Consider the following 12,374-nt stretch of genomic DNA (forward strand, 5'->3'; position numbering starts at 1 on the left):
CGGCTCATTTCCAGTCGAAACGGCGCAGCGCGGCGAGCGCGCGGCCGACCGGCACCGGCGGCCTGCCCGACAGGATGCGCAGCTTGTCGGTCGCCGACGATCGCCCCGCGTAGAAGCGCGCGATGAGGCCGGGCGCGAGGCGATAGAAGCGCTGGAAGATACGGAAGCGCTCGCCCGGATCGGCGGCGCGGAACAGCATCGCGCCGAGCATGCGATAGAAACGCTGACGCCGCCACGACGCCGCGGCACGATTGCGGAGCCGTTCGGGAAGGTCGGGATTGCTGACCTGCGCCGGCAAGGCGGCCGCGGTGCGTACCGCATCGGGCAAGGAATAGCCCGTGGTCGCGTGAAAGGCGCCGGCGCGTGCGCCGATCCGTGCGGTGCGATCCGACGCGGGCCACAGCCGGTCGAAATCGCCCGCGATCATCACCGCGAGCACGCCCGTTTCCTCGCGGCCCGTTGTCGCCACGTCCCACCCCTGCGTCGCGGCATAGGCGGCGATGCGCTCGCGGACGAGCGGCACGTCGAGATCGGCGTCGTCGCTGTAATAGGTGTCCTCGACAAAGATCGTCTCGGCATCGAAGGGCAGCAGATAGACGAAACGATAGCCGTCCAATTGTTCGACGGTCGCGTCCATCACGACGGGCTGCTCGACACCATGGCCGCCCTTCACTGTCAGCGCCTGCCCAACGAACTTCTGCCAGCCGCAGTCGAGCGTCGGAAATTTGCCCGCACCGCGCGCGTCGATGACATGCTTTGCCGACAGGCGCCCGCCGCGCGACAGCAGGACATGATCGGGCGCGACATGTTTTGCCCGGTCGGCGATGACATGGTCTTCGGGCAGCGCCGCAGCGACCGCCTCTGCCAGCGCCTCGCCCGTGATGCTCTTGTACCCCATGCGCAGCGTGCGCGCATATGCGGGAAAGCGGGCGTCGTAGCGCGGCCAGTGATGGCGGACGAGCGGCGCGACGAGCCAGCGGTCCTTTTTCGCTATATCGCTGTCGAAGAAGGACCAGATATGGTTGCCGCCGACCGGCCCCGGCTCGATCAGCCGAACGTCGAGGTCGGGGCGCTTCGACGCAAGGGCAAGCGCAGCGAGCCCGCCGGCGAGCCCGCCGCCGACGATCGCGATATCGCATCTATCGTTACTCTGCCCCACCATAGCCCTGCCCTAGCCGCCCGCGGCGTCCGCGCAAAGCCATTGCAACGCGGCGGCGAGCGACTAGCCTTGTCCGATGACCGGCTGGGCGATCCTCTTCTCCGCGCTTGCGATGACGGCGATCGTCGGGGTGCGCTATCTGATCACCAGCGGCGCCTTTGCATTCGCGACGCGGCTGAAGCACCCCGGCCTCTACCGCGGGCTCGAACCGCAGATGAAACGCGAGATCGGCTGGAGCCTCGCGAGCGCCGCCATTTACGGCGTTCCGGCGGGTGTGGTTGCGTGGGGCTGGCAGGCGCATGGCTGGACCCGCATCTATACCGACGCCCACGCCTTCCCGCTCTGGTATCTGCCGCTCAGCCTCTTCGCCTACCTGCTGATCCACGACACATGGTTTTACTGGACGCATCGCTGGATGCACCGGCCGCGCTGGTTCCGGCTGGCGCACAGCGTTCATCATGACAGCCGACCGCCGACCGCCTGGGCCGCGATGAGTTTCCATCCGGTCGAGGCCCTCACCGGCGCCATCGTCATTCCGGCGCTTGTCTTCATCGTTCCGATCCATGTCGCCATGCTGGGCGCCGTGCTGGCTATCATGACATTGATGGGCGTCGGCAATCATATGGGGTGGGAGATGTTCCCGCGCGCGCTTGTTCATGGACCCGCGGGGCGATGGCTGATAACCGCGACGCATCATCAGGCGCATCACGCGGCCTACCGGGGGAATTATGGGCTCTATTTCCGTTTCTGGGACAAGGCATGCGGCACGGATATCGGGCTTGGCTCTTTTGCCGCTGCTGGCCGCGGCAAGCGTCCCGCCGACACCCGCTCCGACGGTTGAGGTCAGCATCACCGGGCTGCGCAATGCAAAGGGACAGATACTCGTCTGCCTGACGACCAACCCCAAGGCGTTCCCCGACTGCAGCAAGGATAAATCGTCGGTCCGTATGGCCGTGAAGGCGGCCGACGCCGGCGATTTCGCCGTCCATGTGCCCGCCACCGGCACCTATGCGATCGCGGTCGTCCACGACGAAAACAGCAACAACAAGATGGACGTCGCGATCTTCCTGCCGAAGGAAGGCTTCGGCTTTTCGCGCAACCCCACGATCACCGTCGGCCCACCGAAGTTCAAGTCGGCAAGCTTCGCTGTGACGGGTGACATGCGCCAGTCGATCAAGATGAAATATATGTTGTAGGGCAGCCGCGCGGCATTGGCTTTTGCGGTCCTGACCCTGGCCCTGGTCGAGCCTCCTTTGCCACAGCGCAGGGCACACTGCTTTACGTTCACGTAAAGTGTTTGCGTGCGGCGTGCGAACGCGATACGCCTGCGGGCATGTTTTTCGGCTTTCTCGACGAGCTTCGCGCCGCGGGCATTCCCGCCAGCCTGAAAGAGCATCTGATGCTGCTGGAGGCGCTCGACCGCGAGGTCATCGATCGCAGCCCCGAGCAATTCTATTATCTGTCGCGCGCCATCTATGTGAAGGACGAAGGGCTGCTCGACCGCTTCGACCAGGTGTTCAACAAGGTCTTCAAGGGCATCATCTCCGATTACGGGCAAAACCCCGTCGATGTCCCCGCCGACTGGCTGAAGGCGGTCGCCGAGAAATTCCTGACGCCCGAGGAAATGGCGGCGATCGAATCGCTCGGCGACTGGGACAAGATCATGGAGACGCTGAAGGAGCGGCTCGAGGAACAGCAGAAACGCCACGAGGGCGGCAACAAGTGGATCGGCACCGGCGGCACCAGTCCCTTCGGCAATTCGGGCTACAATCCCGAGGGCGTGCGGATCGGCGGCGAGAGCAAGCACAAGCGCGCGTTGAAGGTCTGGGAAAAGCGCGAGTTCCAGAATCTCGACAACACCAAGGAACTCGGCACCCGCAACATCAAGATCGCGCTCCGCCGTCTGCGCAAATTCGCGCGCGAGGGCGCCGCGGACGAGCTCGACATCCCGGGCACGATCGACGGCACCGCGCGGCAAGGCTGGCTCGACATCAAGATGCGCCCCGAACGCCGCAATGCGGTCAAACTGCTGCTGTTCCTCGATGTCGGCGGCTCGATGGATCCCTTCATCAAACTTTGCGAAGAATTGTTCAGCGCCGCGACGACCGAGTTCAAGAATCTCGAATTCTTCTATTTCCACAATTGCCCGTACGAAGGAGTGTGGAAGGACAATAAGCGCCGCTGGTCCGAACGCCACCAGATGTGGGATATACTCCACAAATATGGCCATGATTATAAGGTGATCTTCGTCGGCGACGCGTCGATGAGCGCCTATGAAATCACCCATCCGGGCGGCAGCGTCGAGCATTTCAACGAGGAATCGGGCGCGGTGTGGATGCAGCGCATCACCCATGTCTATCCCGCCGCGGTATGGCTCAACCCGGTGCCCGAGGCGCATTGGGGCTACACCCAGTCGGTCAAGCTGATCAAACAGCTGATGAACGACCGCATGTATCCGCTGACGCTCGCGGGGCTCGACGATGCGATGCGCGAGTTGACGCGAAAACATTAAGGGGAGACACCTCGGGTGCCCACGACCTTGACGATGCCCGTCGCGCCTTCGGCGCCCACCGGTCCGCTCATGGCCTCCGCCGTCCGGCAATTTTGCGTAACCCACGCCGCTGCAACCGTCACGCTTGCCGACGAAGGCGGTATCGAATGGCTGAGCGCCAGTCTCGGCGGGATGCTGAAACCCCTCGACGAACAATGCGCTGCGCTCGAGATCGAAACCCCGACCCCGGACGAGATTCTTTCGCACTGGTTTCTCGCGTGCGAAATGGCGGCTTATTGCCAGGCCTTTCGCCATCTGGTCGACGATATTTATCCCGCGGGACTCGCCCCGCTAACCGACAATGATGAATTTGCGGCCTTGTGGAACGATATGCCACCTGTCTCCTCGTTCCAGATGCCCGACAAAAGCAGTTTGGAAACCGGCGAAGTGATCGGGGAGAGCATTCCGAAAATCATCGAAAAGCTTCCCAAATGGCTGCAGAAGGTGGTCGATGCGTTGATCGAAGCGTCGAAGATCGCCCGATTGCAACTCGATTAGGTCCTGATCCTGCCGAACCGGGCTGGCGCGCGCGCCGTCAAACGGCCATGACGATCCCATGATCGACCTCCCCCTCGTCACCATCCTGTTGCTAACCGGCTTCATCAACCTGATCGGTGCGCTCGCCTATGCTGCACGCATCGCCGGCGTCCGCACGCGTCGCATCGCGATGTCGTTCGCGCTGTTCAACATCCTCGTGCTCTTTTCACGTACCTCGAACAGCTTCCTTGGCCCCTTCCTTGCCAAGCGGATCGAGACGCGCATCCACGACGGCAGCGGCGGGCAGCTTTTCTTCGACATGCAGATGGTCCTCGCAGCTGCCAGCGTCGCCACGCTGATCGGCATCCTGCTGGTCCCGACCGGGCAGCGCATGTTCGCGGCCGCAATCGGCTGGTACCAGAACAACCGCTCGACGACGAAACTCGCAATCAAGGCTGCCAGCCCGAGCGGTCTCAGGACCTTGGGCCGGTCGCTAACGTTCCCGAGCCTTTCGCATCTAAAAAGCTGGAAGATGCCGAAGGGGATTGGCTGGGGCGTGCTGATCGCGAACTGTCTTGCGCAATCCTTGCTCGCCGTCGGGGTCGTCGCCTCGCTCTATGCCGGCTATCTCGCGCCCGAGTTTCGCGTTACCGCGTCGCAGCTCTCGGCACTGATCAACGGTTTTGCGACGATCCTGCTCTTCGCCTTCATCGACCCGCAATTGTCGGTGATGACCGACGACGCGGTCGAGGGGAAAGTCGACGAGGCCGATTTCCGCCGCGCGATCACCTTCATTTCGCTGAGCCGTCTTGCCGGTACGGTCCTCGCGCAGGCGCTCCTGCTGCCCGCCGCCGCATTGATTGCGTACGTCGCCGTCTATGTATGACGGGGATCAGCCGAGCGGCTTGTCGATCGACGGCGGCGGCTCGCTGAACCACTTGGGACCGCTGTCGGTCATGTAGAAACAATCCTCGAGCCTGATGCCGAATTCGCCGGGGATGTAGATGCCGGGCTCGTTCGAAAAACACATGCCCGGTGCGAGCTTCGTCGCCTCGCCGCGCACGAGGTTGACCGGTTCGTGCCCGTCGAGCCCGATGCCGTGCCCGGTGCGGTGCGAGGTGCCGGGCAGCTTGTAGTCGGGGCCCCAGCCGAGGCTTTCATAATAAGCGCGCACCGCGTCATCGACCTTGCCCGCGGGGGTGCCGAGCTTCGCCGCCGCGAAGGCGACATCCTGCCCCTTGCGCATCTGATCCCACACCTGCCGCTGGCGCGCGCTGGCCTTGCCGAAGACGAACGTCCGCGAGATGTCGGACTGATAGCCCTCAACCGTCGTGCCGCAGTCCATCAGCACGACCTCGCCGTCGCGCACCATCTGCGGCTTGCCGCTCCCGTGCGGATAAGCGCTCGCTTCGCCGAGCAGGATCAGTTCGAAGCCGCCCCGACCGCCGAGCGCCTCGGTCGCGCCGCGCATGATCGCGCCGATGTCGGCCGGGGTCATCCCCGCTTCGACGCGCGGCGCGGTGTGGCGATAGGCGGCGATCGTGATGTCGGACGCGATCTGCATGAGCGCGATCTCGGCCGCCGATTTGTACATCCGGCACCCCCGCACCACCGGCGCACCGTTGACGACGGTGATCCCCGGCATCGCTTTCTCGAGCCCGTCGACGGCGAAATAGCGCACCGTTTCCTCGACCCCGATACGGCCCTTGGCCAGCCCGCGCTTGCCGAGCCATGCCGCCACGGCGGCCAGCGGGTTTTCGTCCTCGTTCCAGGTCAGCACTTCGGCATCGACCGCGAGGCTCTCGCGCACCGACGGCTCCTCGAAAAAGGGCGTGACGACCGCAAACTCGCCCTCGCGGGTCAGCACCGCCGCGGTCAGCCGCTCGCTCCGCGACCAGCGCACGCCGGTGAAATAGATGAGGCTCGATCCGGGCTCGATCAGCAACGCACCGATATCGTTCGCGCGCATCAGTTCCTTCGCCTTGGCGATCCGCGCCATGCGCTCGGCCTTGCCGATCGGGACTGCCTTTGCCGCGAGGTTGGGGAGCCCTGCCGTGTCGGCCGCAAACGCCGGGACAGGCAAAGTTGCTGCCAGGCCGCCGAGTGCCGCCGTGCCGAGAAATTGCCGTCGCTGCATCTTATTTCCCCCGTCAGTAAATCAGCAAATCCGCGATCTCCTCGCGCCACCCCGCCTCGTCGGGCAGCGCCAGCGCATCGAGATCGCCCGCCGCCGCGTTCGCGTCGTCGACCCACAAGCGCAGGCCCGGGCCGCCGTTGATCACATCGATCGCGAGCACATCGTCGGTATATTCATATTTGAAATCCTTGCCGCGCCAGATCGGATAGTCCGGATAGAGGCTGCGGACCGCCTTGAAACCCAGCGCCTGCAGGCGCCAGGGCTGGAACGCCGCGTCGTCGTACCAAGGGCCGTCGGCGTGGATATGGACGCCGCTGTTGAGCTCGCCGACATGTTTGTGGAAGGTCGGCTGGAACCAGATGTCGCGCAGCTTGCACCCGCCGAGCCATTGCGGCGCGAGGCGCTGCATCTCGTCGATCACCGCCTTCGCGTCGATATCGGGCGCGCCGAACAGCTCGAGCGGGCGCGTCGTGCCCCGGCCCTCGCTGAGCGTCGCGCCTTCGACCATCACCGTGCCGGCGTAGGCGCGCGCCATGTTGACGTTCGCCGCATTCGGGCTGGGATTGATCCACACGCGGCCTTCGGGCCAGCCGAACCCGGCACCTTTGGGCTCCCAGCCTTCCATGCCGACGACGCGGTAATCGACGTCGAGATTGAAGTGGCGGACGAACCAATGCCCCATTTCGCCCATCGTGAGGCCATGGCGCATCACCATCGGCCCCGCGCCGACGAAGCTTTCCCAGCCGGGCAGCAGCCGCGTGCCTTCCACCGGACGGCCGGCAGGATTGGGCCGATCGAGCACCCACACCGCCTTGCCGTGCTGCGCCGCGGCTTCGAGGATGTAGAGCAGGGTCGTCACATAGGTGTAGATGCGGCAGCCGAGGTCCTGCAGGTCGACGAGCATCACGTCGAACGTGTGCATCGACTGGCCCGACGGACGGCGGACCTCGCCATAGAGGCTGAACACCGGCATGCCATAGGTCGGATCGGTGAAGTCGGGCGACTCCATCATATTGTCCTGCAGGTCGCCGCGGACGCCATGCTGCGGTCCGAACACCGCGGTGATGTCGAGACCTGCCGCGACGAGCGCGTCGAGGCTGTGCGTCAGGTCGGCGGTGACCGAGGCGGGGTGCGCGAGCAGCGCGACGCGCTGGCCTTCGAGCGGTTTGCGAAGCGCCGGGTCGGCGAGCAGGCGGTCGATACCGAAGTTCACTGTCATGCCGCGTCGGGTGCCCCAAGCGTGAGCGCAAAGCAATCGGGATGATGGAAGTCGGGCTTGCCCGGCGGATGCGCGAGCGCCCAATAGCTTTTGGTGCCGTCGAGTTCCTCGATCACCGCCGACAGCGCGAGCCGCGCGCCATTGTCGGGAAAGATACCGGGCTCGACGCGCAGCGCATAGCTTTGCTCGCCCTTCTCCGCTGCCATTTCCCATGGCGCGAGATCGTCGGTGCGCAGCAACGAACGATAATCGTCGAACTGGTAACAGGCCCAGCGGCCGTCGGGCGAATAGTTGAACTCGGTATAGTCGGGTTCGCCCTCCTCGGTCAGGAAGGCTTCGAAGCAGGTGCTTTCCCAAAGCCCGTCGGTCGCACTGTCGGCGATCACGAGTTCGCCCTGCCCGTCGGGCAGCACCAGCGCACCGATCGCGCCGTCGACGATGAAGCGCAGGGCAAAGCCGTCATCGAACGACAGGGCTATTTCGACCGCGACCGCTCGCACCGCCTTGCCCGGCGTGTCGGGGTGACAGATCAGTTCCCTGCGCATGCTATCCAAATATCAAACCCCATGCTAAGCGCCCCCCGCCTTAAAAGAGACCCGCTATGACCAGTTACAAATCCGACCTGCTACGCCTCCTCGACGAGCGAGGCTATATCCACCAGACGACCGACGCGGAAGGGCTCGATGCGCTCGCCGCCAAACAGGTCGTCCCGGGATATATCGGCTTCGACGCGACCGCGCCCAGCCTGCATGTCGGCAGCCTCGTCCAGATCATGATGCTGCGCCGCCTGCAACAGACGGGGCACAAGCCCGTCGTGCTGATGGGCGGCGGAACGACGCGGATCGGCGACCCCACGGGGCGCGACGAGAGCCGCAAGATGCTGTCGGACGAGACGATCGCCGCGAACATCGCGTCGATCTTCAGCATATTCCAGCAGTTCCTGCACTTCGGCGACGGCCCGACCGATGCGGTGATGGTCGACAATCAGGACTGGCTGGGCCAGCTCGGCTATATCGAGCTGCTGCAGGAAGTCGGCACGCATTTCACGATCAACCGCATGATGACCTTCGATTCGGTCAAGTTGCGGCTCGACCGCGAACAGCCGATGACCTTCCTCGAATTCAATTACATGATCCTGCAGGGCTATGATTTCCGTCACCTGTCGAAGGAACGCGGTGTGCGGCTCCAGATGGGCGGGTCGGACCAGTGGGGCAATATCGTCAACGGCATGGAGCTCGGCCGCCGGATGGACGGCGCCGACCTCTATGGCCTCACGACTCCGCTGCTGACCACCGCTGCCGGCGCCAAAATGGGCAAAACCGCCGCCGGCGCGGTCTGGCTCAATCCCGCGCAACTGTCCCATTTTGACTATTGGCAATATTGGCGCAACTGCGACGACCGCGACGTCGGCAAGTTCCTGAAGCTCTTCACCGACCTGCCGCTGGACGAGATCGCGCGATTGGAAGCGCTCGAGGGCGCCGAGGTCAACGAAGCGAAGAAGATCCTCGCGAACGAGGCGACGGCGATGTGCCGCGGCGCGGACGCCGCGAAGGCGGCCGCCGAGACCGCGACGCAAACCTTTGAAAAGGGGCAGATCGGCGGCGACCTTCCGCACGCTGTCGCCCCTGCCGATGGGATCAGCGTCGTCGATGCGCTGCGCGAACTGGGCTTTGCGGCGTCAAACAAGGAAGCGCGCCGCAAGCTCGAAGAGGGCGCAGTGAAGGTCGACGGCACTGTCGTTCGCGACCCGCAGCACCGGATTCTGCCGGGCGCCGATCCCGTTCCGCTCAGCCTCGGGTCAAAAAAACATGGCCTTGTGACCCGTTAACGCTCACAAACGCATTTACGACTTTTTCAGCAATCGGGTGGATCGTCATGGCCAAATCAACAAGGTCCACGAAAATGCGCAAGATCGACACGAGCAAGGCCCATTATATCGGGCTCGACCAGCGGATCGCTCCGCGTAGCGACGTCTATTGCCGTCTGCCCTTCGTCATGCCCGACGGACGGCAGGAAATGTGCACCTGCGTCAACATCAGCGCCGACGGCATGTTGATGCGCTTCGAACGCGGACTGGAAATCGGCGACCTCGTCGTGTTCCGCATGCCGATCGTCGGCCGCATCGCGGCCAAGGTCGTCTGGTCGATCGGCGGCAAGACCGGCGTGCAGTTCGACAAGTCGATCTCGGTCGAGGATTATCTGCCGATGATCCGCGCCATGGGCGCACGCGGCGACGTAAACTAAGCCAGCGCTTTACCAGCAAACTGGTTTCCCCTCCCGCCTGCGGGAGGGGCAGTGAGAGTTGCGAGCTTGCTCGCTACTCGCAGCGGGGTGGGCATCTGCGAGGGTGCTGGCCCACCCCCGACCCCTCCCGCAAGCGGGAGGGGAGCAAGTCACCCGCTCCGCAATAACGGCACCGCCGCATCGCGTTCGAACAGATAGAGGCAGAGGCGCACCGCTTCGGCCCGCGCGCCCTCCATCCCGCCATCGCGCTCGACGAACAGCCGCGCGTCGTCGTGCGCGACCGGCAGCAGGCGAACGAGCTGTTCGGGCGTCGCGAGGCGGTAGTCGGCGTCGCCCGATTGTTTGAGCCCGAGCAATTCGCCGCCGCCGCGCAGTTCGAGATCCTTTTCGGCGATCACGAAGCCGTCGCTGGTGTCGCGCATCAGCGCGAGCCGCTCGCGCGCGGTTTCAGACAGATTTTGCGAGCGCAAGAGCAGGCACACCGACTTCGCCGCGCCGCGCCCGACCCGGCCGCGCAGCTGGTGGAGCTGCGCCAATCCGAAATTCTCGGCGTGCTCGACGATCATCAGGCTCGCGGCGGGCACATCGACCCCGACCTCGATCACCGTCGTTGCGACGAGGACGCCAATCTCGCCCGCCTGGAAGCGCGCCATGACCTCGTCCTTCTCGGGCCCCTTCATCCGGCCGTGGACGAGCCCGACGCGCGCATCGCCCAGCCGCTCGCGCAGCAATGCCGCCCGATCCTCGGCCGCTGCGAGCTCGCTCCCTTCGCTCTCGGCGACGAGCGGGCAGACCCAATAGGCCTGCGCGCCGGTCGCGAGATGGCGGTCGAGCGAGTCAACGACGTCGTCGAGCCGGTCGAGCGAGATGACGCGCGTATCGACCGGGGTGCGCCCGGGCGGCATTTCGTCGATCTGCGACACATCCATCTCGCCATGGTTGGCGAGTTGCAGCGTGCGCGGGATCGGCGTTGCGGTCATCACGAGCAGGTGCGGCGGGCGGTTGCCCTTCGCGGTCAGCATCAGCCGCTGCGCCACCCCGAACCGATGCTGTTCGTCGACGACCACCAGCGCCAGATCGCGGTAATTTACCGCCTGCTGGAAGATCGCGTGTGTCCCGACGAGGATGTCGATGCTGCCGTCGGCAAGCCCCATCAGCGTCGATTCGCGGACCTTGCCCTTGTCACGCCCGGTAAGGATCGCGAGGTTGACCGGCAGTCCGCCGAGCATGCGTTGCAGCGTCGCATGATGCTGGCGCGCGAGGATTTCGGTCGGCGCGAGCAACGCCGCCTGCGTCCCCGCCTCGACCGCCGCCAGCATCGCGCGCAGCGCGACGAGCGTCTTGCCCGATCCGACATCGCCCTGCAGCATCCGCAGCATCGGCTTGTCCTGCGCCATGTCGCCCGCGATTTCGCGCCCGACACGTTCCTGCGCGCCGGTCAGCCCGAACGGGAGCTGGAGCGCGTCGGTCAGCCGGCCGTTGCCGACAATCGCCCTGCCCTTGCGCGCCCGCAGCCCCTCGCGGATCAGCATGAGCGCGACCTGACTTGCGAAAATCTCGTCATAGGCAAGCCGGTCGCGCGCGGCCTCGTCGCGCGGGCTGGCGTGGGCGCGATCCATCGCCTCGTTCCACGCGGGCCAGCCGCGGCTCGCGAGCAAGGGCGCGTCGATCCACTCGGCCAGCTCGGGGCGCCGTTCGAGCGCGATCTGCCCCAGCTGCGACAGCCGCGCGTTGGTAAGGCCTTCGGTCAGCGGATAGACGGGTTCATGTTCGGCGATCCCCGCCTCGTCGCCCGGTTCGGCGACATGGTCGGGATGCACGATCTGGCGCATGTCGCCATAAAGGTCGAGCCGGCCCGATACGCGGCGTTTCTCGCCCAGCGGGAAGAGCTTGCGCGCGAGCCCCGAGGTGCGGCCGAAATAGACGAGCCGGACATGATCGCCGGCATCGTCGAATGCCTCGACCCCGAAAGGCGCGCGCGGGCTGCGGCCCGGCCGATAATCCTGCGCGGTCAGTTCGACGATGATCGTCTGGCCCGCCTGCGCCTGATCGAGCCGGTCGACCGGAAAGCGCGAGATGAGCCCCGTCGGCAGATGGAACAGCACATCGACGACACGCTCGAGCCCCAGCCGCGTCAACGGCTTGGCAAGCTGCGGCCCGACGCCTTTCAGGTCGGTGAGCGCGGCAAAGAGCGGATTGAGTATCTCGGGTCGCATGACTATCTGGGCTGACTATAGAGATTGTTTCCCGTGCGCCACTCCCGGCCGCATGGGCCGTCAGGATTCTTCCCGTGCCGCACACCGACCGCCTCAAACGCCTTAAATTCCGTGCCTGGCATCGCGGCACGCGCGAGGCCGACTATATGATCGGCGGCTTTTTCGATCGCTATTCGTCGGGCTGGAGCGAGGAAGAGATCGCCTGGTACGAGGTGGTCGTCGAAGAAGACGACGTCGACATCATGGCGTGGGCGCTCGGCACTGGAAATCCGCCCGCGCATCTCGACCGTCCCGACATGATCGCCGCGATGCGCCGGCTGGACTATATCCCGCTCCCATGATCAGGGTCAGAATCCATCAAATACACGCTC

General features: G+C 65.0%; 13 protein-coding genes. 8 read left to right on the plus strand and 5 right to left on the minus strand.

From position 1 onward, the window contains the following. Window positions 1-4 precede the first annotated feature (4 nt). Window positions 5-1,162 (minus strand): lycopene beta-cyclase CrtY, encoded by a 1,158-nt coding sequence (crtY, locus tag VGU00_RS03710; RefSeq protein ID WP_327465604.1) that lies wholly within the window; start codon window positions 1,160-1,162, stop codon window positions 5-7. A 73-nt stretch (window positions 1,163-1,235) separates the two neighbouring features. Between crtY and VGU00_RS03715 the strand changes: the two genes are divergently transcribed. From VGU00_RS03715 to VGU00_RS03735, 5 genes are all read left to right on the plus strand, one after another. Further along, window positions 1,236-2,000, plus strand: a complete 765-nt coding sequence (locus tag VGU00_RS03715; protein WP_327465606.1) for a sterol desaturase family protein — start codon at window positions 1,236-1,238, stop codon at window positions 1,998-2,000. After that, window positions 1,939-2,355, plus strand: a complete 417-nt coding sequence (locus VGU00_RS03720) for a DUF2141 domain-containing protein (RefSeq protein ID WP_327465608.1) — start codon at window positions 1,939-1,941, stop codon at window positions 2,353-2,355. The genes VGU00_RS03715 and VGU00_RS03720 overlap by 62 nt, the downstream gene beginning before the upstream one ends. Window positions 2,356-2,492: 137 nt before the next feature. After that, window positions 2,493-3,671, plus strand: coding sequence for a VWA domain-containing protein (locus VGU00_RS03725; RefSeq protein ID WP_327465610.1), 1,179 nt, complete (start codon window positions 2,493-2,495; stop codon window positions 3,669-3,671). 15 nt (window positions 3,672-3,686) lie between these two features. Then, a complete protein-coding gene (locus tag VGU00_RS03730) occupies window positions 3,687-4,208 on the plus strand; it encodes a hypothetical protein (RefSeq protein ID WP_327465613.1) in 522 nt (173 codons plus the stop codon). Window positions 4,209-4,266: 58 nt separating this feature from the next. Beyond that, a complete protein-coding gene (locus VGU00_RS03735; RefSeq protein ID WP_327465615.1) occupies window positions 4,267-5,073 on the plus strand; it encodes a lipid II flippase Amj family protein in 807 nt (268 codons plus the stop codon). 6 nt (window positions 5,074-5,079) lie between these two features. Here the strand turns inward: VGU00_RS03735 and VGU00_RS03740 are convergent, their stop codons facing one another. The 3 genes from VGU00_RS03740 to VGU00_RS03750 are packed head-to-tail and all read right to left on the minus strand — an operon-like array spanning window position 5,080 to window position 8,088. Then, window positions 5,080-6,324 (minus strand): Xaa-Pro peptidase family protein, encoded by a 1,245-nt coding sequence (locus tag VGU00_RS03740; RefSeq protein ID WP_327465617.1) that lies wholly within the window; start codon window positions 6,322-6,324, stop codon window positions 5,080-5,082. 13 nt (window positions 6,325-6,337) lie between these two features. Next, entirely contained in the window at window positions 6,338-7,537 is a 1,200-nt protein-coding gene (locus VGU00_RS03745; protein WP_327465781.1) for a DUF1343 domain-containing protein, read from the minus strand. A 2-nt stretch (window positions 7,538-7,539) separates the two neighbouring features. After that, a complete protein-coding gene (locus VGU00_RS03750) occupies window positions 7,540-8,088 on the minus strand; it encodes a DOMON-like domain-containing protein (RefSeq protein WP_327465619.1) in 549 nt (182 codons plus the stop codon). Window positions 8,089-8,144: 56 nt separating this feature from the next. Here VGU00_RS03750 and tyrS point away from each other — a divergent pair, with 56 nt between their 5' ends. Together tyrS and VGU00_RS03760 are read left to right on the plus strand one after the other, a co-directional pair. After that, window positions 8,145-9,371 (plus strand): tyrosine--tRNA ligase, encoded by a 1,227-nt coding sequence (gene tyrS / locus VGU00_RS03755; RefSeq protein WP_327465621.1) that lies wholly within the window; start codon window positions 8,145-8,147, stop codon window positions 9,369-9,371. A 74-nt stretch (window positions 9,372-9,445) separates the two neighbouring features. Further along, the gene (locus VGU00_RS03760) at window positions 9,446-9,787 is read left to right on the plus strand and encodes a PilZ domain-containing protein (protein WP_327465623.1); all 342 of its coding nucleotides are present in this window, start codon (window positions 9,446-9,448) and stop codon (window positions 9,785-9,787) included. Between the two features lie 149 nt (window positions 9,788-9,936). On the opposite strand, the gene recG is transcribed toward VGU00_RS03760, so the two are convergent. Further along, complete coding sequence (gene recG, locus VGU00_RS03765; RefSeq protein ID WP_327465625.1) at window positions 9,937-12,003, minus strand: ATP-dependent DNA helicase RecG; 2,067 nt, start codon at window positions 12,001-12,003, stop codon at window positions 9,937-9,939. 74 nt (window positions 12,004-12,077) lie between these two features. Here recG and VGU00_RS03770 point away from each other — a divergent pair, with 74 nt between their 5' ends. Continuing rightward, complete coding sequence (locus tag VGU00_RS03770) at window positions 12,078-12,344, plus strand: succinate dehydrogenase assembly factor 2 (RefSeq protein WP_327465627.1); 267 nt, start codon at window positions 12,078-12,080, stop codon at window positions 12,342-12,344. The last annotated feature ends 30 nt before the right edge of the window (window positions 12,345-12,374 follow it).

The sequence above is a fragment of the Sphingopyxis sp. genome (genome assembly GCF_035944815.1).
GTDB lineage: Bacteria > Pseudomonadota > Alphaproteobacteria > Sphingomonadales > Sphingomonadaceae > Sphingopyxis.